Genomic DNA, 23,195 nt, shown 5'->3' with positions numbered 1-23,195 from the left:
TTTCCGCGCTTCTCTTCTGATGGCACGGCAATAAAAAAGCGGCACCTTGATTCAAGGTGCCGCTTTTGCGTTTACCAGCGCGTGGCCGGCAACGGTTACATCAATGCGTCTTATGCTTGTCTGCTTCCGACGGCCGGCGCGATTCCAGCCACATCACGTTGATGATGCCGAACGCCAACGCTACGCCAATGCCGAGAAGCCAACTGAAATACCACATCGCAAACTCCTGTTAATCGTATTCCTGATCAATACATCGAATGGTGATTTTCTTCGAGCGCCGCGGCGGTTACCTTGCCTCGCATCACGCGATACACCCAGCTGGTGTAGATCAGGACGATCGGCAGGAAAATGATCACGGCGATCAGCATGATCTGCAGCGTCAGGCGGCTCGAGGTCGAATCCCACACGGTCAGGCTGCTGCGGCCGTCGAGCGAGGAGGGCATGATGAACGGGAACATCGAGAAGCCCGCCGTCAGGATTACGCCGATGATCATCAGCGAGGTCGACAGAAAGGCGCTTTTTTCAAAGCGCGAGCGCGCCAGCAACAAGGCAAGTACGCCGCCGACCAGACCGGCCGCCGGCGCGGCCACCATCCACGGATAGTTTGCGTAGTTGGTGAGCCACAGGCCGGGCGCACCGATCACGTTCTTCAGCAACGGATTGGCAACCGTATCGAGCGGCGCGGCATCGACGATCTGATAGCCGCCGATCATCGTGGCGATCAGCGCGCCGGCAAGCAGGAACAGCACCACGGCGGCGAGCGACGCGATCCGCAGCGCGAGCGATGCACGCTCGGCGACGACGTCGTCCGCCTTCATCTTCACGAAGGCTGCGCCGTGCGCGGCCAGCATCGACACGCTCACGAGCCCACACAGCACGGCAAACGGGTTGAGCAGCGCGAAGAAACTGCCGTGATACGTGACGCGCAGATCGGTGTCGAACGAGAACGGCACGCCTTGCAGCAGGTTGCCGAACGCCACGCCGAACACCAGCGCGGGGACGAAGCCACCGACAAACAACGCCCAATCCCACGCGCTGCGCCAGCGCGGGTCTTCACGTTTGCTGCGGTAGTCGAAACCGACCGGCCGGAAGAACAGCGAGAACAGCACCAGCAGCATCGCGAAGTAGAAGCCGGAGAACGACGCGGCATACACCAGCGGCCACGCGGCGAACATCGCGCCGCCCGCTGTGATGAGCCACACCTGATTGCCTTCCCACGTCGCGCCGACCGTGTTCACGACGATGCGCCGCTCCGCGTCGGTCCTGGCGATGAACGGCAGCAGAATCGCCGCGCCCATGTCGAAGCCGTCGGTGAGGGCGAAGCCGATCAGCAGTACGCCGATCAACACCCACCAGATCAGTTTGAGGGTTGCGTAATCCATGATGATCTTTCCCTTGGAACAGAGTGGCGGCGAATCATGCGGCCGTGTTAGTCGGCAGCGGCTGATTCAGCGGCTGTTCGTGGTGATAGCGCCCGGTATGCAGCGACGAGGGCCCGAGCCGGGCGTACTTGAACATCAGCATGATTTCGATGATGAACAGCACCGTGTAGAACACAACGAAGCCCGCAATGCTCAAGTAGAGATCACCCGGCGTCAGACTCGAAGCGGACAACGCGGTCGGCAGAATACCCGCGATGGTCCACGGTTGACGGCCCACCTCAGCGACGATCCAGCCGAATTCAGCAGCAAGCCACGGCAATGGAATCGCCCATACGGCCCAGCGCAGGAACCAGCGGCGCTTCTCCAGCAGCAGGGAGCGTTGTGCGCAGAACCAGAATGCCAGTACGAAAGTCGCGAGGAACAGGATGCCGAGGCCGACCATCAGGCGGAACGAGAAGAAGACGGGCGCCACCGGTGGAATCGTCTTCTTGGCGGCCTGCACGATCTGATCCGGCGTGGCGTCGGTGACGTTCGGGGTGAACTGCTTGAGCAACAGGCCGTAGCCAAGGTCCTGCTTGTGTGCGTCGAAGGCGGCTTTGGCTTCGTCTGTAGCATCCCCTAGTTTCAGTTTTTGCAGCGCGGCGTAGGCGAGCATGCCGTTCTTGATGCGCACTTCGTTCTGCGCCATCAGGTCTTTCAGGCCGACCACGGGTTCGTCGATCGAACGCGTGGCGATCAGACCGAGCGCATACGGAATGCGGATCGCATAGTCGGTGCGCTCTTCCTTCTGGTTTGGAATGCCGATGATCGTGAACGGTGCGGGTGCGGGCGCCGTTTCCCATTCGGATTCGATGGCGGCCAGCTTGACCTGCTGAACTTCGCCGGTGCGGTAACCGGATTCGTCGCCGAGCACGATCACGCACAACGTCGACGCCAGACCGAAGCCGGCGGCGATGGCGAACGAGCGCAAGGCAAACTCGGTGTCGCGGCGCTTCAACAGATACCACGACGACACACCGAGCACGAACATCGAAGCGGTCACGTAACCGGCCGATACCGTGTGCACGAACTTTACCTGTGCGACGGGATTGAACAGCACCGAGAAGATGCTGTCGAGTTCCATGCGCATGGTCTGGTAGTTGAAGGTGGCGCCGACTGGATTATTCATCCAGCCGTTGGCGACCAGAATCCACAGCGCCGACAGGTTCGAGCCGAGCGCGACGAGGAACGTGACGCTCACGTGCTGCACTTTCGAGAGCCGGTTCCATCCGAAGAAGAACAAGCCGACGAAGGTCGACTCGAGGAAGAACGCCATCAAACCCTCAACGGCCAGCGGCACGCCGAAAATGTCGCCGACATAGTGCGAGTAGTACGACCAGTTGGTGCCGAACTGGAACTCCAGCGTGAGACCGGTGGTGACGCCCATCGCAAAGTTGATGCCGAACAGCTTGCCCCAGAACTGGGTCATGTCCTTGTAGATCTGCTTGCCGGTCATCACATAGACGGACTCCATGATGACGAGCAACCAGGACAGACCGAGCGTAAGCGGCACGAATAGAAAGTGATAAAGCGCCGTGATGGCGAACTGGAGGCGCGACAGTTCTACGACTTCGCTAACGGGCATGTTGATCACCTTGGGACGGATGCGAGGCAGGCACGGATAGCAGCGCCTGCGCGACTTGTTCAGGCGGCAGCGACATATGCTCCGCCTGCGGATGATTGAAGAATGTGTATTTGAGCGCCATCAGCAGTGCGAATTTGATGGCGAGGACGATGGCGATATCCCGCGCCAGCGTCGGACCGCGTACCCAGGCGGCGAACCGTTTGCGTAGGCTCGAGCGAGGGTTGTTATCGGGATTCAAGGCTATGGTCATGATCGGTCGAAGGCGACTTCACACCGGTGATTCCGGCTGGATCCAGGTCGCCTGAGCGGTCTGGCAAGTGCATCCCGATTCTAGAAGCAAGGACCTCGCACGCGTAAGTTCGGCACTGCGGCATTGGGTCGCGAACATCGTCCTGTGCGAACAGTATTGCTATGAGGTTTGTGATACGTCAAGAAACGCGTGTTGGACGGGTATGTTCTTGAGTGAGTGCGCATGAGTCCGCGATTGAGCGCATGCGTCGTCGAGTGGGCACAAAAAAGCCCTGCCTTCTTGCGAGGGCAGGGCTCTGCGTCTAAACTGCGCGCGCCGGACGAGCCGGCGCAACTAAGGTTTTAAGCCTTACGCATATTCGGCCAAAGCGCCGCGCATTTTCTTCATTGCGCTCGCTTCGATCTGACGAATACGTTCGGCCGACACGCCGAATTCGTCGGCCAGTTCGTGCAGCGTCGAACCACCTGACCCGTCGTCTTCAACCTTCAGCCAGCGTGCCTCGATGATGCGGCGGCTGCGGGCGTCCAGCGCATCCAGCGCGCTTGCGATACCGTCGCTTTGCAGCTTGTCGCGCTGACGCGAAGCCAGCACGGCAGTCGGCTCGCTATGCGAGTCGGCGAGGTAGGCGATCGGTGCGTACGACTCTTCACCGTCTTCGACCTGGCCTTCCAGCGCAATATCGCCGCCGGACAAACGCGTTTCCATCTCGGCCACTTCTTCGCGCTTAACGTTCAACTCTTTGGCAAGACCTTCGATCTCGTCAGGCGTGAACGCGCCCAAGCCCTGCTTGTGGCTGCGCAGGTTGAAGAACAGCTTGCGCTGCGCTTTGGTGGTGGCAACCTTCACCATCCGCCAATTGCGCAGGATGTATTCGTGGATCTCAGCCTTGATCCAGTGCATGGCGTACGACACGAGCCGTACGTTCTGCTCCGGGTCGAAGCGCTTCACGGCCTTCATCAGGCCGATATTGCCTTCCTGGATCAGGTCGGCATGCGGCAGTCCGTAACCAAGGTAATTGCGTGCGATCGATACGACCAGCCGCAGGTGCGACAGAACGAGACGGCGCGCGGACTCAAGGTTGTCCTGCTCGCGAAATTCGGTGGCGAACTGGCGTTCTTCCCCCGGCGTCAGCATCGGAATCCGATTTACGGCCTGGATGTAGGCGTCGATATTGCCCAGTTGACCGGGCAACAGCGAGGAATGCGAGAGCGCCAGCGCACCTGCCGAAGCGGCCTTAGCCGACGACGGGCTCAGAGTACTCGGAAGGGTCATTGCATGGCTCACGTAGGAAACTCCTTTGGAATCAGACAAAAGCGTATTCAGTTAAACGACTCCAGCGTTGGATGTTAGCACTCTGATTTGCCGAGTGCTAATACTTAGAGGCTGTAGGGGCATCCAAGTTCCGTATATTCCTATTGAAATTTGGACTTTGATAGCCATGCGGTGTCTCTGCAAGCGGTCACGTGCAGGCCGTAGGATTTACCTGACCGAACACCTTCGTTCTTATAAGTGACCGATTTTTTCAAGAATCGAAGTGACTAATTGCGAGAATTCAGGTTTCTTCATACGATCCGCCCGATGTAAATTATCTTTAAAATAAACGGGACAGTGTCCGCTGATCAACGTTCGGCTAGCTCGGGTGCTCGATGAAGAACAAAAAAAGCGCGTTGCGTGGTCTGGCTCTAAAAGGTGCTTCGGCGGCTATTCTGTTTGGCGCTTCAGGACTGGCCGCAGCCGACCAGTTCGGCGTGCAGATTGCCGGCGGCGTTGGGGATCACCACATTAAAAAACTCGATCTCGGCCTGGTTTGGGATCCGAATCTGACGTGGTGGCAGATCGGCGATTGGCATTTCTCGCTGATCGGTGAAGCGCACCTGGCCTGGTGGCATACCAACGAAGGGACTGTGCACGAGAATATCGGCGAAATCGGTGTGACGCCGATCATTCGCTTCATTGACGGAGCGGGTGCGATTCGCCCGTATATTGAAGCGGGCGCCGGTATCCGCTTTCTTTCGAGTCCGAGGATCTCTTCTGACCTCACACTCGCGATAGCGTTCCAATTCGCCCCCATGGCGGGCGTCGGCCTGCAATTTGGCAGCCGCCAGCAGTACGAAGCGGGCTACCGCTTCCAGCATATTTCCAACGGCGGTATCAAAGAGCCGAATCCTGGTATAAATTTCCACCAGCTATATTTGCAATATAACTTCTGACGACCGTGGCCACGTTCGGCTCACCGGTGCGAGGGGCTGAGCAATGGCGGCAAAGATGATCGAAGCGATTCGCGGGCTCGAGCGGGAGCGCTTTCGTGCGATGGTCGACGGTGACGGACCGTCGCTCGATACCTTGCTCGCGGACAACGTGAGCTATGTCCATACGAATGGCAAGCGTGAAACGAAGCGGCAGTTCATCGACGGTATTACGGCGGGGCGCCGCCGCTATCGGCAGATCGAGGTGCAGTCGCAAGAAGTGTTGCCGGTGGGGCGTGAGACCTGCATCGTCACCGGGCGCGCGCTGATCGAAATGGAAGCGAATAACGGGGCGCTCCTGTTTCCGATTGCGTACACGGCGATTCATACGCAGGAAGACGGGCAATGGCGTCTGATCGCCTGGCAGGCGACGCGTTGCGCGATCGAGTGAGCCTTTTGAGCTCACTCCGTTTCGCGGGTTGCATTTGGTGAACGCTCAAGCAGCTACGCGCTGCAGATCTTCATCGCTCCGCACCGGCCGCCGCGCCGCAACACCCGCATACGGATGCCGCGGATGCACCGGAATCTGATTGCAGCGTTCCGCCACGCCTCGCACCGCGTCGATATCGGAGAAGTCGAGACCCGGGTCGACACCTTGGGCGTGAAGGTTCATCGCGACCGTCACGAGGTCCACGTTGCCCGTGCGCTCGCCGCTACCGAACAGACATCCTTCGACGCGATCCGCGCCGGCCAGCAGCGCCAGTTCCGTGGCGGCCACGGCGGTGCCGCGATCGTTATGCGGATGCACCGACAGCACGATGCTGTCGCGATAGCCGAGATTGCGGTCCATCCATTCGATCTGGTCGGCGAACACGTTCGGTGTCGCGGCCTCCACGCTCGCGGGCAGATTGACGATCATCTTGTGATCGCGTGTGGGCCGCCACGTCTGCGCAACGGCGTCGCATACTTCGCGGGCGTACGGGAGCTCGGTCGTATTGAAGGTTTCGGGCGAATACTGGAACGTCCAGCGCGTATCGGGCCGCGCTTGTGCGTGTTCCTTGATGATGCGCGTGCCTTCCACCGCCAGTGCCTTGATTTCGTCCTTCGACTGGTTGAAGACGATCTTGCGAAACGACGGACAGATCGCGTTGTACAGGTGCACGATGGCGCGCGGCGCGCCCTCCAGCGATTCGAACGTGCGCGCAATCAGGTCTGCGCGCGACGGCACGAACACTTCGATCGTCACGTCATCGGGAATGCGCTTTTCTTCGATCAGTTTGCGGACGAAATCGAAATCGGTTTGCGAGGCCGACGGGAAACCGACTTCGATCTCCTTGAAGCCGATCGCCACCAGCATTTCGAAGAATTCGAGCTTTTGCGCGGCATTCATCGGCTCGATCAGCGCCTGATTGCCGTCACGCAGATCGGTGCTCATCCAGATGGGCGCCTGGTTGATCGTGCGGCTCGGCCATTTGCGGCCGGTGAGGCGCACAGCGGGGAAGGGACGGTATTTTTCAGCGGGATTGCGCAACATGATGAACCTCGTTCGTTGTGTCGTATGCGAAAGGATGTGGCCTCAAGCGGTTGGCGGGCGGCCACGGATGCACGGCCCGCCAGCCGGTGGCTAGCGGTAACAACGAACGGGCGCGAACGAACAACGTCATGGTGACGGCGAAAACGAACGTGGATGATGCCCATGCAACGTGCATTTGACCCTCGCGCTTCGTCCGAACGGTAAACGGACGAATGCAAACGACTACAGGTTGTGAAGAACTACGGTCGGGGGTGAAACGGGAACTGCGGAACTGCTTTGAGGACCGCGCTTTGGTCAACGCAAGTTGCCAGCGCGCGGCGCTACGTCTGACTTACGCTAGACGTAGCGATAGAGGCCGCGCCAGGCGGCCGAAGGTAATTCGGAGGGTGTTCGGAAGGGAACGCATAGGTCTAATGTATGACGGCTCGCAGTAGCGTGTCAACCCGCGGCCCCATATTCAGCGCGGGCATGCGGCACCGTAAGCGCCGTACCGCACTCCCGCCGCGCACGTTACATGGGCGTTTTCGCGACATCCACGATCAACTCCACCTGCCGTTCGATCGCGCTCGGGACGGGCGCTTCGCCGCGCAATACGGCGCTGATCCACGCGGCCGTGGTGGATGCGTCGCGAGCTTCAGGCAAGTCGACTTCAGGCGCGTCGGGCGACGAGCGTTCATGCGGAACGCGCGTTTCGCAGATGCCGTCGTGCAGCCAGTCGACCTGCACCTGGCGCCGCGTGTCGGCCACCGCTTCGCCTTCGGTGCCGCGCGCGAGCAGGGCGCCGCCGTCTGCGGCGTCCGGGTGCGTGTTGAACAACTGCGTGAGACTGTCACGATACGGAGGATGCGTGTAGTTCACGAGCCGCAGCCCCGCGGGCGCGAACGGCTGCAGGATTTTCACGAGCGTATGCGTTGAATTACGCACGCCCATCCGCCGACGTAGCGAGAGAAGGCGCGCGACCTTTGGCGCGAGCACGTCGATTGGCGCGAACGCAAGACGCCGCTCGGCGAGGCCGTCTTCGATATCGGCGTGCGATTGCGCGTGCGGAATCCGCAGATGCGTGAAGATTTCGCCGCTCGTCACGCGACCCGGATCTTCGGTGACGCCATGCACCAGAACCGGCACCCCCTCGCGTGCCAGCAGTAGCGCGAGCAGCGGCACCAGGTTGGGCTGTTTGCGCGCGCCGTTGTACGTGGGTATCGACACGGGCCGGAACGCCGCGTGCGGCAAATGAATCGGTTCGAACGACGCATGCGCGCCGGCCAGCATGGCAGCGAGTTCGTCGGCGGTTTCGCCCTTCACGCGATACGCGAGCAGCACGGCGCCGAGCTCGAGATCGGCCACGCGGCCGTCGAGCATCGCGGTGTAGAGCCCGCGCGTATCTTCAGCGGTCAGCGCGCGGGCGCCGTTCGGGCCGCGGCCGATTTCCTTGATATAGCGGGCGCAGGGGAAAGGATTGGCAGTGTCGGCGGAGTCAGTCATCGGGCGCAGTGGGGCGGGGTGGCGTGCCGCCTTTGGGCGGTTGGCCACGGTATTTAAAGGACGCTATTGGGTGTGAGTATCGCATCTATGGCGATCCCGCGAGACGATGTGCCGGGACCGCCGGGCCGCGCGGGCCTATGCCGATCGGCTGCACCGCGCTTTGCTGCGCGTTACACTCAACGCTTTATCGCTGCACGGGCGCGGCACAATTCAAGAAATGGAGAACGGGATGAGTTACGTATTTGCACCCGCACCGGTGGTCGCGGTGCCGGTCGTGGGGTCCAGTGAGCAGTTCGCGGTACGTCGCATCTACTGCGTGGGTCGCAATTACGAGGCGCACGCGCGTGAGATGGGGCACGATCCCGACCGCGAACCGCCGTTCTTCTTCGCCAAGCCCGCCGACGCCGTGCTGTACGTGGCACCTGGGGCGACCGGCGAATTTCCCTATCCGACGCAATCGAAGAACGTTCACTTCGAGATGGAGCTGGTGGCGGCGATTGGCAAAGGCGGCAAGGACATTTCGGCCGAAAGCGCGCTCGACCACGTGTACGGCTATGCGCTCGGCCTCGACATGACGCGCCGTGATCTGCAGGCCGAAGCGAAGAAGCTGGGCCGTCCGTGGGATACCGCGAAAGGCTTCGATCATTCGGCGCCGCTCGGTCCGATTCATCCGGCAGCGACGGTTGGCCATGTCGGCAAGGGCGCGATCTGGTTGTCGGTGAACGGTGATGAAAAGCAGAACTCGGACGTGTCGCAACTGATCTGGTCGGTGGCCGAGACGATTGCCTATCTGTCGACACTGTTCGAACTGCAACCGGGCGATCTGATTTTCACTGGTACGCCGGAAGGTGTCGGCGCAGTGGTGCAGGGCGACCTCATGAAAGGCGGCGTAGACGGGCTCGGCGAGCTCAGCGTGCGCGTCGTCTGAAGCGCGGTTGGAGGAGACATACAACATGAAGCTTTACAGCTATTTCCGAAGCTCGGCGTCCTATCGCGTGCGCATCGCGCTGAACGTGAAAAATCTGCCGTACGAGTACGTGCCGGTGCACCTCGTGCGCGACGGCGGCGAGCAGTTGAAGTCCGAGTACCGGAAGGTAAATGTGGACGGTATCGTACCCACATTCGTCGACGGCAACGAAGTGATGCCGCAGTCGCTCGCCATCATCGAGTATCTGGAGGAAACGCATCCCGAGCCGCCGCTATTGCCCGGCACGCCAGCCGACCGCGCGTATGTGCGCTCGGTAGCGTTGCAAGTGGCGTGCGAGATTCATCCGATCAACAATCTGCGTGTGCTGAAATACCTGAAACATACGCTGCGTGTCGATGACGATGCGAAAGACGCGTGGTACCGGCATTGGATCGAAGCGGGCTTTGCCACGCTCGAGGCGCATCTGGCGGGCGATCCGCGCACCGGCAAGCTGTGCTTCGGCGACACCCCCACGTTGGCCGACGCGTGTCTGATTCCGCAGGTGTTCAACGCGCAGCGCTTCAAGGTCGACACAGCGAAGTTCCCGACGATTCAGCGCATCCATGATCACGCGATGCAACTCGACGCGTTCGCTCGTGCGGCACCTGGTGCTCAGCCCGACGCGGAATGATGCTGTGGTTTGAATGAAAAAAGGGCGCTCGGAAGAGCGCCCTTTCTACTTGTTTCGCAACAACCGTTGCGGTGTTCAACTGCCCAGCAACGCGTCCGAGAACTCTTCCGCGCTGAACGGCTGCAGGTCTTCGACCTTTTCGCCGACGCCGATGAAGTACACCGGGATCGGGCGCTGACGCGCAATCGCCGCGAGAATGCCGCCCTTCGCTGTGCCGTCGAGTTTGGTGACGATCAGGCCGGTGAGGCCGAGCGCGTCGTCGAAGGCTTTCACTTGCGTGAGAGCATTCTGGCCGGTGTTCGCATCGATCACCAGCAGCACCTCATGCGGCGCGCCATCTTGCGCCTTGCCGATCACGCGCTTCACCTTGCGCAGTTCTTCCATGAGATGCAGCTGGGTCGGCAGACGCCCGGCAGTGTCCGCCATCATGACGTCGATCTTGCGCGCGCGCGCGGCGCCGACCGCGTCGAAAATCACGGCCGCCGGATCGCCGCTTTCCTGCGACACCACCGTCACGTTGTTGCGCTGGCCCCAAATCGCAAGTTGCTCGCGCGCGGCGGCGCGGAAGGTATCGCCCGCAGCCAGCAGCACCGACTGATCGAAGCTTTGCAGATGCTTGGCGAGCTTGCCGATGCTGGTGGTTTTGCCCGCACCGTTGACGCCTGCGATCATCATGACCAGCGGTTGCGCGCGGCCGAGCATGAGCGATTTTTCCAGCGGCTTGAGCAGGTCGATCAGCAGCGTGCGCAGCGCCGTTTTCACCTGCTGAGGATCGATGAGACGCTCGGTGCGCACTTTCTCGCGCAGCGATTCGAGCAGAAACTCGGTGGCTTCGACGCCTGCGTCCGACATTAGCAGCGCGGTTTCGAGTTCTTCGTACAGATCCTCGTCGATCTTCGCGCCGACGAAAATGCCGGTCAGGTTCGAGCTCGTTTTCGACAGGCCGGTCTTCAGGCGAGTCAGCCATGAGCGCTTCGCGCTCGCGTCCTGCACCGGCGGGGGGACAATTTCAACGGTTTCGGGCGCGGGAGCTTCGGGTTCAGGCTCATTGGTGGGCTGGGCGGTAGCCGGCTGCGTTTTGGCACCAACCGGAGCAACCGGCCGTGGCGCCGACGGCGCGACGGGCTCTGCCGGCACCTCAACTGCGGGTTCGGGCGCCAAGGCTTCCGGCGCCGTCTGCGATTCTTCGGGCGCGTTATCGGACTCTTTCGAACCCTTGAATCGTTTGAAAAAGCTGAACATGATCTGGCATGGTGAGAGCGCGCGCCGATGCGCGTAGCCGGGACGGGCCCGGTGGGAGCGGCAGGCAGCGTTGCGATGCGGGATGCAAGGCGCTGGAAGCCGCACATTTTATCAGGCGCGCCGCCGCCCGTCGTATCGGCCGAACGGCCAGGCTCGCCGCCGTGCGCCCCTGTGGTAACGTTGGCGCTCCAGCCCGCACGCATCGGCGTGGCGGGCGCCCCTAAAACGTAATCGAAACTGCATGCCCCGTTCTGTTCCTTCACGCGCCCACGGCGCTTCGTCCAAAGGCGGCAAGCCGCACGCCATCCGTATCATCGGCGGCGACTGGAAGCGCACGCCGTTGCCCGTGCTCGACCTCGACGGCCTGCGCCCCACGCCCGACCGCGTCCGCGAAACGCTGTTCAACTGGCTCGGCCAACGGCTGGAGGGCCAGCGTTGCCTCGATCTGTTCGCCGGCAGTGGGGCGCTCGGCTTCGAGGCCGCCTCGCGCGGCGCAGCGCGAGTGTTGATGGTCGAGCGTAACGCGCGGGCCGCCAGCCAGTTGCGCTCGAACCAGGAGCGCCTGGCGGCGCGCACGATCGAAATCGCGGAAGCCGACGGCTTGCGCCTCGCGGTGAGTCTCGCACCAGGGTCGTTCGACGTGGTTTTCCTCGATCCGCCGTTCGGTGGCGATCTGCTCGACAAGGCGCTTGCGCTGGCCGTTCCGTTGCTGAGCCCTGAAGGCTTTCTGTATGTAGAAGCAGGCGATCCGCTCAAGCTCGATGGGAACGAGACGCTCGCCGGCTGGGAAATCGTGAGGCAAGGCAAAGCGGGCGCTGTCCACTTTCATTTGCTGCAGCGCGAAAATAAGGAATAATGCGCGTTCCAAAACAAGCAGCGGGCGGGTTACCGTCACGCATGCGGTCGGTGCCAAACGCGTCGCGTGGACGCTTTGACGTGCCCCTTTGTCTGAAGAGAGGAGAAGTCTCATGGTAGTCGCCGTGTACCCGGGCACGTTCGACCCGCTGACGCGCGGTCACGAAGACCTCGTTCGACGCGCGTCGAGCATTTTCGACACGCTGGTGGTGGGCGTTGCCGACAGCCGCAACAAGAAGCCGTTCTTCACGCTGAAAGAGCGTCTCGATATCGCTCATGAAGTGCTCGGGCACTACCCGAACGTTCAGGTGATGAGCTTCAAAGGGCTATTGAAGGACTTTGTCCGTAGCAATAACGCGCGGGTGATCGTGCGTGGCCTGCGCGCCGTCTCGGACTTCGAATATGAGTTCCAGATGGCCGGCATGAACCGCTATCTGCTGCCGGACGTCGAAACCATGTTTATGACGCCGTCCGATCAATATCAGTTCATCTCCGGCACCATCGTGCGTGAAATTGCGCAACTGGGCGGCGACGTCAGCAAGTTCGTTTTCCCATCGGTCGAACAATGGCTGAAGGAGAAGGTTGCTGCGCTAGATCCGGATGAGGGTGTCTCGGCGGGGCAACCGTAACCGGCGTAAACTGTCGGATTGACGGATCAAAGCTGGCTTCGGCCGGCGCGAAGTGAGAGAAGTATGGCCTTGATGATTACCGACGAGTGCATCAATTGCGACGTGTGCGAGCCCGAGTGCCCGAACGACGCGATTTCGATGGGCCCGGAAATCTACGTGATCGACCCGAAGAAATGTACCGAGTGTGTCGGCCATTTCGATGAGCCGCAGTGTATTCAGGTCTGCCCGGTCGAGTGCATTCCGCGTGACCCAGAGCATCTGGAGACGGCGGAAGGTTTGATGGCGAAGTACCACGCGCTGCAGGTTGCGAAAGGCGCGTGAGCGCTGAATGATGGTGAACGGCGAGGCGCCTGCCTCGCCGTTTTCTTTTGCAGCAACCTTTTGTGTTGCGCGCGAAGTGATCCCGACCGTTATCCGATTGTCATCCGACGTAAGCGCTGAAGATGTCGCGCAGTGCATCCAGCAGAATGTTGCATTCGGCGTCGGTGCCGACCGAGATTCGCAGATGCTGGTCGATTCGCGCCACCTTGAAGTGGCGCACGAAGATTTCCTTTTCCCTTAGCCGTGCCACGAGCGTCGCTGCATCGTAGCCTTCGTGGCGCGCGAACAGCAGATTCGCCGCCGACGGCACCACCTCGAAGCCCAGTGCCGTCAGGCCTGCCGCCAGCCGCTCACGGCTAGCAATCACTTTGGCGCAGTTGTCGCGGAACCATGCGTCGTCTTCGTATGCAGCGACGGCCGCGACTTGCGCCAGCCGGTCGAGCGGATACGAGTTGAAGCTGTCCTTCACGCAGTTCAGGGCGTCGATCAGCTCCGGATTGCCGAACGCAAAGCCGATGCGCATGCCGGCCAGCGAACGCGACTTCGATACCGTTTGAATGACCAGCAGGTTGGGATAGCGGTCGATCAGCGTGATGGCCGATTCGGCGCCGAAATCGACATAGGCCTCGTCTATCACCACGACCGATTCGGTGTTTCTCGCCACCAGACGTTCGATATCGGCGAGCGGCAGCGGTCGTCCAGTCGGCGCGTTCGGGTTTGGGAACAGTACGCCGCCGTTAGGTGCTGTGTAGTCGTCGACATCAATCGCGAAGCTGCCGTCGAGCGCGATGGTCCGATAGTCGACTTCAAAGAGCCGTGCGTAGGTTGGGTAGAAGCTGTACGTGATATCCGGGAACAGCAGCGGTTTATCGTGTTTCAGCAAGGCCTGAAACGTGAGCGCGAGCACTTCGTCCGAGCCGTTGCCGGCGAACACCTGCTCCGGGCGAATGCCGTGGTGCGCGGCAACCGTTTCGCGCAATTTGCGCGCCGTCGGGTCGGGATAGCGCCGCAGCGACTCGCCCGCGTCGCCCAGTTCCTGCCGGATCGCTTCAAGCACGCGCGGCGATGGAGGATACGGATTCTCGTTGGTGTTCAGTTTCACCGGATGCGCAGCGACGGGCTGCTCGCCCGGCACATACGGCGTCAGACGGTGAACGATGTCACTCCAGTAGCGGCTCAAGCGATTCTCCTGTCGATGGCGAAACGGCGAAACGGCGAAACGGCGAAACGGCGAAACGGCGAAACGGCGAAACGGCGAAACGGCGAAACGGCGAAACAGACCCGGTTGCGTGGATGTGGGCGCGGGGCGCTCAGGGATTACGATGCAGTTGCATCATCGCCCGTTCGAGTTCGCCTTTGATGATCTGCGGCATCACGGCCAGCGCACGTTCGATCGACGCATCGATCACATCCTGTTCTTCCCGCCTCGGCGGCTTCAGCACGTAATTGGCGACGTCCGGCTTGGCGCCGGCGCGCGCGCTTTCGGGAATCAGGTCGCGCGGATGGCCGATGCCGATTCGCAGCCGCCAATACTGTTGCGATGACAGATGCGCGGTGATGTCCTTCAGCCCGTTATGGCCGCCGCTGCCGCCGCCTAGCTTCAGCTTGACGCTGCCGGGTGGCATGTCGAGTTCGTCGTGCGCGACCAGAATTTCGTCCGGAAGAATCTTGAAGAACTGCGCAACCGCCACGACTGATTGTCCCGAGCGGTTCATATACGTTTGTGGTTCCAGCAGATGCACTTCTTCGCCGTGAAGCCGTGCCTTCGCGTAGAAACCGTGGAAGCGCCGTTCATCGCGCAGCGTCGTACCTGCTTCGCGCGCCAATTGATCGACTAGCCAGAAGCCAGCATTGTGGCGCGTCGCGGTATATTCGGCGCCCGGATTGCCGAGCCCGACGATCAGCTTGATCATGATTTCTTAGGTCCGTCTAGCCCGGGAGCCGAACACAGCCGAGCCGAAAAAAACCGAAAAAAAACCCGCCGGGGCGAACCTCGGCGGGTCACATCGACCGTTTCATTGAAACGGATCGAGAGGATTGCTCGCTCAGTGCAGCTTAAGCAGCCGGCGTTTCGCCTTCGCTTGCGGCAGCAGCGGCGTCGCCTTCAGCGATTGCGCCAGCCGGGATCGTTGCAGCTGCGATGACCGGGTTTTCTGCTTCAACGTGAGCAACCAGTGCGACGCCGGCCGGCAGGACGATGTCCTTGGCATGCAGCGAGTGACCAGCTTCGATCGTCGCGAGGTCGATTTCGAGGAATTCCGGCAGTGCCGACGGCAGGCACTCGATTTCGATTTCGTTGAGGACGTGCGAGATCACCGCGCTCGACAGCTTCACTGCCGGGTTGGTTTCCTGGTTCATGAAGTGCAGCGGCACCTTGGTGTGCAGCTTCTTCTTCGCGTCGACACGTTGGAAGTCCACGTGCAGCACGAGCTGACGGAACGGATGGTACTGCACGTCGCGCAGCAGAACCTGTTGCGACTTGCCGCTCACTTCCAGTTCGAGGATCGACGAGTGGAAAACTTCTTTCTTCAGCGCGTGCCACAGTGCGTTGTGGTCCAGTTCGACCAATTGCGTGTCAGCACCAGCGCCATATACGATGCCCGGGGTCTTGCCCGAGATACGCAGGCGGCGGCTCGCACCCGTACCTTGCAGGGAACGCTCGAAAGCGACTACTTTCATGTTGAATCTCCAATGCACTGCCCGCGACCAGGCAGTAAAAACGGGGCCTCCAAGCCGTTATGGCTGAGGCCCCAGAGCGATGGCACGAACCTTCGTTCGTTCATGCCAATTGTGCAAAAGCGCAGCGTGCGGTACTGCATGCACGTTGCGCCTTCGCAAATACTTAACTTTCAGCGAACAGCGACATCACCGAATCACCGCGGCGAATCCGCGAGAACGTTTCGGCAAGCAGACCGGCGCTGGTCAACGAACGGATCTTGGCGCAAGAGCGGGCTTCTTCGCCGAGCGGGATCGTATCGGTAACAACGAGTTCGTCGAGTGCCGAAGCTGCGATACGCTCGCCTGCACCGCCCGACAGAACCGGGTGGGTGGCGTAAGCGAACACCTGCTTCGCACCGCGTTCCTTCAAAACCTGAGCTGCCTTGCAAAGCGTGCCTGCGGTGTCGACCATGTCGTCCATGATCACGCAGGTGCGGCCTTCGACTTCGCCGATGATGTTCATCACTTCGGCAACGTTCGCCTTCGGGCGGCGTTTGTCGATGATCGCGAGATCGCAATTCAGTTGCTTGGCCAATGCACGGGCACGCACCACGCCGCCGACGTCCGGCGAAACGACCAGCAGGTTCTCGTAGTTCTGCTTGCGCAGATCGCCGAGCAGCACGGGCGTAGCGTAGATATTGTCGACCGGGATGTCGAAGAAGCCTTGAATCTGGTCGGCGTGCAGATCCATCGTAATGATCCGCTCGACGCCGGCGATTTCCAGCATGTTCGCCACGATCTTCGCCGAGATGGCGACGCGCGCCGAACGCGGGCGTCGATCTTGACGGGCATAACCGAAGTAGGGGATGGCTGCGGTGATCCGGCCGGCGGATGCGCGCTTGAGCGCATCGACCATGATCATCAGTTCCATCAGATTGTCGTTCGCCGGTGCGCACGTGGACTGCAGGACGAAGACATCCTTGCCACGCACGTTTTCCTGAATCTCGACCTGGATTTCACCGTCCGAGAAACGGCTAACCATTGCTTTGCCGAGGGGAATACCGAGGATTTTGACGACTTCCTGTGCAAGCGCAGGATTTGCGTTGCCAGTAAAAACCATCAGGCCGTCATGGCTGCTCATCGTGCACCTACTTCAGGCTGGGGGCGAGGGAAATGCGAGAATTTTTGGCAGGGGAGGAAGGAGTCGAACCTTCGAATGCCGGAATCAAAATCCGGTGCCTTAACCAACTTGGCGACTCCCCTACACTAACTTTGAGCTTCACCGAACGAGGGACCGTTCGACGATGCAAAACTTATGACGCGAAAGTAAAGAGTGGATGCTGATCGAGACTTGCAGTTACTGCGCTGTTCCATTCGCCGGGCAGCTTGGCTTGCGCCGCTTCTGCTTCAGCTTTGCTACGGAACGCTGCAAATACACTTGCACCTGATCCAGACATCCGCGCTGGTGCAATGTTCTCAAACCATCGCAGCACTTGCGCAACTTCCGCGTATTTTCCCACGACAACCTGCTGCATGTCATTCCGGCCAAAACTTTCTGGCCATTCAGTGTTGCAGCTAAGTTCTGCAGGAAAGTCCGTAATTATGAGGGGTTTCGAGTCTCTTGTCAACGTTTTTTCGGAGAAAATCGCTGCAGTCGGAACATGAACCCTCGGCGTCACTACCAAGAAATGACGCGGCGGCAATTGTACAACGTCTAAAGCTTCTCCAACACCCTGGGCGAATGCATTTTTTCCAAAAATAAAAAATGGCACGTCCGCGCCGAGTTTCAACGCCAGCGCCTGCAATTCCAGTCGCGGCAAATCGAGCTTCCAGAGTCGGTTCAGCGCGAGCAGCGTGGTGGCGGCGTCGGAACTGCCGCCGCCGAGGCCCGCGCCCATTGGCAGGCGTTTGTCGATTTCGATATCGACGCCCTCGGGCGAACCCGTGCGCGCCTTCAGGAGCGTTGCTGCGCGCACGGTGAGATCCTGTTCCGGCGGCACGTTCGCGATTTCGGTGCTTCGTGTGATGAGGCCGTCGTCGCGCCGCTTGAAGTGTAAGGTGTCGCCCCAGTCGAGCAACTGGAAGACGGTTTGCAGCGTGTGATAGCCATCTGGCCGACGGCCGGTGATGTGCAGGAAGAGGTTGAGTTTCGCGGGCGCGAGGCAATCGCGCAGCGAATCGGTCGTTTCAATCATGAGTCAGGGCTACATGCGCCATAGCGGCGCCGAAGAGGCGGCAAGGGTTGCGCGAACAGACGCGACTACTGATCCAGCACCAGCTTGATGTCGAGCGGCGGTTGCGAGCGGCTCAGATTCAAGCGCTTCACGCCAGTGGCCGGCGCGTCGGCATAGGCCAGATAATCGATCGTCCAGCCGTCCTGCGTGATCTGCTTCAGGCGTGAGGGCTGTTCCGGATCCTTCTCGGTCCTGGCGCGCGAAGTCGGCGCCGGCGAAGGCTGCAGCCAGTAGCGCAGCCCTTCGACCGGCAGCGAGAAGCCGAGTGCGTTCTGCATCAGCGTGGCGACATTGTCGGCGGTGAGCGGTTGGCGATTCGGCAGTTCGAGCGTGGCCGAAGCCGGCGACGAGGTCACGACCGCCAGCGTCTGGCCGAGCGGATTGCGCAATTGCAGGGTGACCGTGTCACCCGTTTCCTGCCAGGTGAAGTTGCCATACGCATTGCGCTGCTGGCCGTTCTGATCGTTGTACTGGATCGCGAAACGGCCCTGATAAGCGCGCGTGGTCTGCGCAGTGACGGATGTCGCCGCATTCGACGTGGACGGCCCCTGCGGCTTCACCGATGCACAACCGGCCAACGCGACAACTGCTGCCGCTACGAGTCCGAGCGCCGCGCTACGCGGCGCCCGGGGATAGGAGATCAAGCGGGAAAGACGCATCAAAGATCGTTCACCTGAAGTCGTTGCAGCGTTTTAACCAGCGTGTCGTTGTCCGGTTCGAGCTTGCGCGCGTCGCGGAAGGCGGCGCGAGCCTGATCCTGATCTCCGGTTTTCCACAACACTTCGCCGAGGTGCGCGCCGATTTCGGCGTTCGGCTGGAGGTCGTAAGCTTTGCGCAGCAGCTTGATCGCGTCCGACGTATCGCCCATCCGGTACTTGACCCAGCCCACGCTGTCCATGATGAAGGCGTCGTTCGGCGCCAGCGACGAGGCCTTCTCGACCAGCTTGTCCGCTTCCGGCAGGCGCTGATTGCGATCGGCCAGCGAATAACCGAGCGCGTTGTAAGCCTGCGGGTTATCGGGCTGCGTCTGGATCAGCTTACGCAGTTGCGCTTCCATGACATCGTAATGGCCTGTCTTTTCGGCGGCCATGGCGTAGTCGTAGGTCAGATCGGGATCGTCCGGGAAATTCGCGGTGGCTTGCTGCAGGCGTGTTTCCGCCTCCGGGTAGCGCTTCGCGTCGAACAGAATGGCCGCGTCGGTGCGTGCAATCAGCGCCTGGTCGCGCGGATCGGGTGCCTGCAAGCCGGCCAGCAGCTTGCGCGCGTCTTCAGGCTTGCCCTGCTTGGCGAGCAATTGCGCACGCGTGATCTGCGCCGGCACGTATTGCTGGCTTGACGGCGAAACCTTGTTCAACCAGTCGCCCGCCGCCGCTTCGTTCTTCTGCTCGAGCGACAGTTGCGCAAGATAGATATACGCCTGGCCCGGATCGGCGCCCGGCGTTTTTTCAGCTTGCTGCGCGTACTGGGTGAGGTAAGTTTGCGCGTCGTTGAAATTCTTCTGCTGGATCTTGATCAGCGCGAGCGCCATTAGCGGCGTGAGGTCGGCCGCGTTGTTCTTGTGCATGATCTCGAACTGCTTCTGCGCGTCGTCCAGACGGTCGCTCGCGAGATACATCTGCGCGAGCGCGAGACGCGCGTCATGCGATTTCGGATTCTGCTGCACGTACTTTTCGAGCGACGCGATGCCTTCCTTGCGCTCCTCCGGGCCCATTTGCGACAGCATCAGCGCGGCAGGCAAATAATCCGGCTTGAGCGTGAGCGCCTGTTCGAGCGACTTGCGCGCGCCCGGCGCGTCGTCGGAAACGAGCTGCTGGCGCGCGATGGCCAGTTGCGCTTCCGGCCGGTTCAGGTCGGCTTTCAGTAGGTCTTGCAGCACATGCAGGCCGCCGATCCGGTTCGGACCGCGTGAGAGCAGCAACTGCAGGGCCAGAATCGCGCTGCCGCGATTGTCCGCGGGCACTTTCGAGAGTTCACGAGCGAGAATCGGCTCGGCGTCGTCAGGCTTGCCGGACAGCACGAGCAGTGACGCGTCGAGTTGCGCGGCGCGTTCCGAATTCGGCGCATACTGCTGCCACAATTGCGCGGCGGCCAAAGCGTCCGACGGGCTTTGCGCGGCCAGCGCGATTTCCGTGGCGCGTTGCGCCATGCGTGGATCGTGCGTGTCGCGCGCGAGCGCGAGGTAGGTCTGGTAGGCGGGTGCCGGCTGGTCGCGTTGCAAGGCGACTTCAGCGGCGAGCACCTGGAATACGATCTGGCTGGACAGCGGCACGCCCGGCAGAGACTTCTGGTCTTCTGCCGTCGCCGGGCCGAGCGGGTCCGGCAGGGTGACGGACGTGTCGTCCGAGTCTGGCGATGGATCCTGCGCGTGCGCGGGCACGGCGGCCAGCGCCCAGACGGCGAGTGCGGCGGCACCGAGCATGCGTCGAGCGGATACGGCGTGCGGCACGCGGGATGCGCTAGCCGGGCGCTTCGAAAACAGCTTCACGAAGGACAAGTTCATGGAAATCCGTTCAATGTTTCGGACGATTGTAACGCGCTCGCTACAATAAGCGCACAACCACTCACGCAAGTTGCAGACCAGTTAGACATGCCAGAGTTGCCAGAAGTTGAGGTTACCCGAAGGGGAATCGAACCATATGTGTCCGGCCGCAAGGTTGAACGCGTCGATGTGCGTTCGCCCGCGCTGCGTTGGCCGATTCCGGCGGACCTTGCGAAAACCTTGCGCGGCAGCGTGGTGCGCAAGGTTGAGCGGCGGGGCAAGTATCTACTGTTCGAAGTCGACGCCGGCTGGTTCATTGTGCACCTGGGCATGACCGGCACGCTGCGTGTGCTGCGCCATGTGCCGCATCCGCCGGCCGCGGCGAAACACGATCACGTCGACTGGATTTTCGACGAATTCATTTTGCGCTATCGCGATCCGCGGCGCTTTGGCGCCGTGCTGTGGCACCCGCGCGAAGCCGGCGACGTGCTCGAGCATCCGCTGCTCGCGGGCCTCGGTGTCGAGCCGTTTTCGCCGGCATTCTCCGGCGCGTTGATGCACCGGCTCACGCGTGGGCGCAAGGTGTCGGTGAAGCAGGCGTTGCTGGCGGGCGAGATCGTGGTCGGCGTGGGTAATATCTACGCGTCCGAAAGCCTCTTTCGCGCGGGTATCCGGCCCACCACCGCGGCGGGCCGCGTCTCGCTCGTGCGCTACGATTTGCTGGCGGACGCTGTGCGCGTCACGCTCGCCGCTGCGATCGAGAAGGGCGGCAGCACGCTTCGCGATTTCGTCGGTAGTGATGGCGAAAGTGGTTACTTCCAGCTCGACTATTTCGTCTATGATCGCGCGGGGCTGCCATGCCGCGTGTGTGGAACGCCGATCAAACAGATCGTGCAGGGGCAGCGTTCTACGTATTTCTGTCCCACCTGCCAGCGCTAAATTTTCAATGCCTTCTCGTTTAAGCCCGTCCGCCCCGTCCGCTGCTTTCGCTGTCATGTCCGATTTTTCCGCGCGACTGATTGCGTGGCAGCGCCAGCATGGCCGTCACGACCTGCCATGGCAGAACACGCGCGATCCATATCGCATCTGGCTGTCGGAAATCATGCTGCAGCAGACTCAGGTATCGACGGTGATTCCGTACTACGCAAAGTTTCTTGCGCGTTGTCCGGATGTTGCCTCGCTCGCCTCCGCGCCGGCAGACGATGTGATGGCGTTGTGGGCCGGCCTCGGTTATTACTCGCGCGCACGCAATCTGCATCGCTGCGCGCAGGTGGTCGTCGAGCAGCATGGCGGTGCGTTTCCCGCGTCGGCCGACGAGCTTGCTGAATTGCCGGGCATCGGTCGCTCAACGGCAGCGGCGATCGCCTCTTTCGCGTTTGGCGCGCGCGCCACGATTCTCGACGGCAACGTTAAGCGTGTGTTGGCGCGGGTGTTCGGCGTCGAAGGTTTTCCGGGTGAAAAGAAAGTCGAGAATGCGATGTGGACGCTGGCGGAGTCGCTGCTGCCGTCCAACGCATCGGACGACGATGTCAGTGCATACACGCAAGGCCTGATGGACCTCGGCGCAACGTTGTGCGTGCGGGGCAAGCCGGACTGCCTGCGCTGCCCGTTCGCCGTGGACTGCGTGGCCAACGTGAGCGGGCGTCAGCGTGAACTGCCCACGGCACGGCCGAAGAAAGCTGTGCCGACACGCCGCACATGGATGCTGGTGCTGCGCGACGGTAACGCCGTGATGCTGGAAAAGCGTCCGCCGTCAGGCATCTGGGGCGGCCTGTGGAGCCTGCCCGAGGCTACCGACGAAGCCACGCTCGCCGAGCGTGCGCGCGCCTTCGGTGGCGACGGAGCGGTCTCGCCGCTGGCGCCGCTTACGCACGTATTTACCCATTTCAAGCTGGATATCGAGCCGCGGATCGCTGATCTGGACCGCGGTGTGGGCGCATTGGCTGTGCTTAACGACGCGGACACGGCATGGGTCGCGTTAAGCGATCTCGACTCGTTCGGCGTGCCCGCACCGGTGCGCAAACTGTTGAATAGTCTGCACGGCTCGCTGCTCTAGCCAACCCCGAGCCGAAAGCACGTCGAATCAAAGCAGCTGATGCTGCTGCATATAGTGATGAACCACGTCGATTCGCGCGCCGGCGTCCTGTAATTCCATCAACTTTTGCCTTGCACGAAGGGCGATGGGCAACACTTCCGCGAGCCGGTTCGACACCCATGACGGATCTTCCAGCCTGAACGGCTCAGCGAACGGCAAGCTGTCCGGGTCACGTTCGCGGATCGTCGCGATGATCCGCTCGAGTACTTCCGCGCATGCGCCGAATTTGGCCAGTTGCTCATTGCCTTCGAGCGGCATGTCTTCTCCGAGCGGTTCGGCCATGCCGACCAGCAAACCGCTGCTTTCCACACGATGCGACAGGAGGCGAAACCGCCGCGTGCCGCGCGCTCGAATCAGCAGCATGCCGAAGGCTTCGACGTCGCACTCTTCGATTTCGGCAAGACAGCCAATTGCTTCGGGCACCGAAGGCTCTTCTTCGCGCGCCACTTCCGCGCCGCTTTTCAGCAGACACACACCGAACGGTTTTTTTTCACGCAGACAGTCGCGCGCCATATCGAGGTAGCGCGCTTCGAAGATTTTCAGCGGCAATAGTCCGTCGGGAAACAGCACCGTATGCAGCGGAAACAGTGGCACATCGGCAAGCACAGTAGAAGAAGACATGGCGC

Annotated in this window: 24 protein-coding genes, 1 tRNA gene and 1 pseudogene; 9 read left to right on the top strand and 17 right to left on the bottom strand. The window is 61.3% G+C overall.

Annotation, left to right across the window (positions count from 1 at the left end):
• Positions 1 to 100: 100 nt before the first annotated feature.
• The 5 genes from cydX to rpoH all read right to left on the bottom strand — a co-directional run bounded on the left by cydX (position 101) and on the right by rpoH (position 4,540).
• On the bottom strand, positions 101 to 217 hold the full coding sequence (cydX, locus tag PQQ52_RS18425) for a cytochrome bd-I oxidase subunit CydX (RefSeq protein ID WP_408214112.1): 117 nt from the start codon (positions 215 to 217) through the stop codon (positions 101 to 103).
• A gap of 28 nt (positions 218 to 245) precedes the next feature.
• Positions 246 to 1,382 carry a cytochrome d ubiquinol oxidase subunit II gene (cydB, locus tag PQQ52_RS18420; RefSeq protein WP_408214109.1) on the bottom strand — a complete coding sequence of 379 codons (1,137 nt, stop codon included), beginning with the start codon at positions 1,380 to 1,382 and terminating at the stop codon, positions 246 to 248.
• Between the two features lie 34 nt (positions 1,383 to 1,416).
• Positions 1,417 to 3,006, bottom strand: a complete 1,590-nt coding sequence (locus tag PQQ52_RS18415) for a cytochrome ubiquinol oxidase subunit I (RefSeq protein WP_408214106.1) — start codon at positions 3,004 to 3,006, stop codon at positions 1,417 to 1,419.
• On the bottom strand, positions 2,996 to 3,256 hold the full coding sequence (gene cydP, locus PQQ52_RS18410) for a cytochrome oxidase putative small subunit CydP (protein ID WP_408214103.1): 261 nt from the start codon (positions 3,254 to 3,256) through the stop codon (positions 2,996 to 2,998). The genes PQQ52_RS18415 and cydP overlap by 11 nt, the downstream gene beginning before the upstream one ends.
• A 348-nt stretch (positions 3,257 to 3,604) precedes the next feature.
• Positions 3,605 to 4,540 carry an RNA polymerase sigma factor RpoH gene (gene rpoH / locus PQQ52_RS18405; protein ID WP_172315283.1) on the bottom strand — a complete coding sequence of 312 codons (936 nt, stop codon included), beginning with the start codon at positions 4,538 to 4,540 and terminating at the stop codon, positions 3,605 to 3,607.
• A gap of 362 nt (positions 4,541 to 4,902) precedes the next feature.
• Between rpoH and PQQ52_RS18400 the strand changes: the two genes are divergently transcribed.
• Positions 4,903 to 5,466, top strand: coding sequence for an acyloxyacyl hydrolase (locus tag PQQ52_RS18400; RefSeq protein ID WP_408214100.1), 564 nt, complete (start codon positions 4,903 to 4,905; stop codon positions 5,464 to 5,466).
• A gap of 43 nt (positions 5,467 to 5,509) precedes the next feature.
• Positions 5,510 to 5,893: a nuclear transport factor 2 family protein gene (locus tag PQQ52_RS18395; RefSeq protein ID WP_408214098.1), complete on the top strand. Its 384-nt coding sequence runs from the start codon at positions 5,510 to 5,512 to the stop codon at positions 5,891 to 5,893.
• A gap of 102 nt (positions 5,894 to 5,995) precedes the next feature.
• On the opposite strand, the pseudogene PQQ52_RS18390 reads toward PQQ52_RS18395, so the two are convergent.
• A pseudogene (locus PQQ52_RS18390) lies at positions 5,996 to 6,976 on the bottom strand (2-isopropylmalate synthase); the annotation flags it as partial.
• 510 nt (positions 6,977 to 7,486) lie between these two features.
• On the bottom strand, positions 7,487 to 8,458 hold the full coding sequence (ybiB, locus tag PQQ52_RS18385; RefSeq protein WP_408214095.1) for a DNA-binding protein YbiB: 972 nt from the start codon (positions 8,456 to 8,458) through the stop codon (positions 7,487 to 7,489).
• Between the two features lie 229 nt (positions 8,459 to 8,687).
• Here ybiB and PQQ52_RS18380 point away from each other — a divergent pair, with 229 nt between their 5' ends.
• Positions 8,688 to 9,386 (top strand): fumarylacetoacetate hydrolase family protein, encoded by a 699-nt coding sequence (locus PQQ52_RS18380; RefSeq protein WP_408214093.1) that lies wholly within the window; start codon positions 8,688 to 8,690, stop codon positions 9,384 to 9,386.
• 25 nt (positions 9,387 to 9,411) lie between these two features.
• Entirely contained in the window at positions 9,412 to 10,056 is a 645-nt protein-coding gene (gene maiA, locus PQQ52_RS18375) for a maleylacetoacetate isomerase (protein WP_408214090.1), read from the top strand.
• A 75-nt stretch (positions 10,057 to 10,131) separates the two neighbouring features.
• Here the strand turns inward: maiA and ftsY are convergent, their stop codons facing one another.
• Positions 10,132 to 11,298 (bottom strand): signal recognition particle-docking protein FtsY, encoded by a 1,167-nt coding sequence (gene ftsY, locus PQQ52_RS18370; RefSeq protein ID WP_408214087.1) that lies wholly within the window; start codon positions 11,296 to 11,298, stop codon positions 10,132 to 10,134.
• 241 nt (positions 11,299 to 11,539) lie between these two features.
• On the opposite strand from ftsY, the gene rsmD reads away from it, so the two are divergent.
• The 3 genes from rsmD (at position 11,540) to PQQ52_RS18355 (ending at position 13,103) form a co-directional block, all read left to right on the top strand.
• Positions 11,540 to 12,154 (top strand): 16S rRNA (guanine(966)-N(2))-methyltransferase RsmD, encoded by a 615-nt coding sequence (gene rsmD, locus PQQ52_RS18365; protein ID WP_408214084.1) that lies wholly within the window; start codon positions 11,540 to 11,542, stop codon positions 12,152 to 12,154.
• Positions 12,155 to 12,266: 112 nt separating this feature from the next.
• Complete coding sequence (gene coaD / locus PQQ52_RS18360; protein WP_408214081.1) at positions 12,267 to 12,782, top strand: pantetheine-phosphate adenylyltransferase; 516 nt, start codon at positions 12,267 to 12,269, stop codon at positions 12,780 to 12,782.
• Between the two features lie 63 nt (positions 12,783 to 12,845).
• The gene (locus tag PQQ52_RS18355) at positions 12,846 to 13,103 is read left to right on the top strand and encodes a YfhL family 4Fe-4S dicluster ferredoxin (protein ID WP_325044733.1); all 258 of its coding nucleotides are present in this window, start codon (positions 12,846 to 12,848) and stop codon (positions 13,101 to 13,103) included.
• A 100-nt stretch (positions 13,104 to 13,203) separates the two neighbouring features.
• Here PQQ52_RS18355 and hisC read toward each other — a convergent pair whose 3' ends face one another.
• From hisC to PQQ52_RS18315, 8 genes are all read right to left on the bottom strand, one after another.
• Positions 13,204 to 14,283 (bottom strand): histidinol-phosphate transaminase, encoded by a 1,080-nt coding sequence (gene hisC / locus PQQ52_RS18350; RefSeq protein ID WP_408214078.1) that lies wholly within the window; start codon positions 14,281 to 14,283, stop codon positions 13,204 to 13,206.
• Between the two features lie 130 nt (positions 14,284 to 14,413).
• Positions 14,414 to 15,016 (bottom strand): aminoacyl-tRNA hydrolase, encoded by a 603-nt coding sequence (pth, locus tag PQQ52_RS18345; protein WP_091796808.1) that lies wholly within the window; start codon positions 15,014 to 15,016, stop codon positions 14,414 to 14,416.
• Positions 15,017 to 15,158: 142 nt separating this feature from the next.
• The gene (locus PQQ52_RS18340) at positions 15,159 to 15,782 is read right to left on the bottom strand and encodes a 50S ribosomal protein L25/general stress protein Ctc (RefSeq protein WP_408214075.1); all 624 of its coding nucleotides are present in this window, start codon (positions 15,780 to 15,782) and stop codon (positions 15,159 to 15,161) included.
• Positions 15,783 to 15,945: 163 nt separating this feature from the next.
• Positions 15,946 to 16,902 (bottom strand): ribose-phosphate pyrophosphokinase, encoded by a 957-nt coding sequence (locus PQQ52_RS18335; protein WP_006048037.1) that lies wholly within the window; start codon positions 16,900 to 16,902, stop codon positions 15,946 to 15,948.
• A gap of 45 nt (positions 16,903 to 16,947) precedes the next feature.
• Positions 16,948 to 17,024 (bottom strand) — tRNA-Gln (locus PQQ52_RS18330).
• A gap of 50 nt (positions 17,025 to 17,074) precedes the next feature.
• A complete protein-coding gene (ispE, locus tag PQQ52_RS18325) occupies positions 17,075 to 17,956 on the bottom strand; it encodes a 4-(cytidine 5'-diphospho)-2-C-methyl-D-erythritol kinase (protein WP_408214072.1) in 882 nt (293 codons plus the stop codon).
• Positions 17,957 to 18,021: 65 nt separating this feature from the next.
• Positions 18,022 to 18,654, bottom strand: a complete 633-nt coding sequence (gene lolB / locus PQQ52_RS18320) for a lipoprotein insertase outer membrane protein LolB (RefSeq protein ID WP_408214069.1) — start codon at positions 18,652 to 18,654, stop codon at positions 18,022 to 18,024.
• Entirely contained in the window at positions 18,654 to 20,495 is a 1,842-nt protein-coding gene (locus PQQ52_RS18315) for a tetratricopeptide repeat protein (RefSeq protein WP_408214066.1), read from the bottom strand. The genes lolB and PQQ52_RS18315 overlap by 1 nt, the downstream gene beginning before the upstream one ends.
• A gap of 87 nt (positions 20,496 to 20,582) precedes the next feature.
• On the opposite strand from PQQ52_RS18315, the gene mutM reads away from it, so the two are divergent.
• Together mutM and mutY are read left to right on the top strand one after the other, a co-directional pair.
• Positions 20,583 to 21,413, top strand: coding sequence for a bifunctional DNA-formamidopyrimidine glycosylase/DNA-(apurinic or apyrimidinic site) lyase (gene mutM / locus PQQ52_RS18310; protein WP_408214064.1), 831 nt, complete (start codon positions 20,583 to 20,585; stop codon positions 21,411 to 21,413).
• A 7-nt stretch (positions 21,414 to 21,420) separates the two neighbouring features.
• Positions 21,421 to 22,530: an A/G-specific adenine glycosylase gene (gene mutY / locus PQQ52_RS18305; RefSeq protein ID WP_408214061.1), complete on the top strand. Its 1,110-nt coding sequence runs from the start codon at positions 21,421 to 21,423 to the stop codon at positions 22,528 to 22,530.
• Positions 22,531 to 22,557: 27 nt separating this feature from the next.
• Here mutY and PQQ52_RS18300 read toward each other — a convergent pair whose 3' ends face one another.
• Complete coding sequence (locus PQQ52_RS18300; protein WP_408214059.1) at positions 22,558 to 23,190, bottom strand: LON peptidase substrate-binding domain-containing protein; 633 nt, start codon at positions 23,188 to 23,190, stop codon at positions 22,558 to 22,560.
• Positions 23,191 to 23,195: the final 5 nt, after the last annotated feature.

Source organism: Paraburkholderia sediminicola, assembly GCF_046030555.1.
In the GTDB taxonomy this organism is placed as follows: Bacteria; Pseudomonadota; Gammaproteobacteria; order Burkholderiales; family Burkholderiaceae; genus Paraburkholderia; species Paraburkholderia sediminicola_E.
This window is presented reverse-complemented; position numbering and strand designations above follow the sequence as displayed.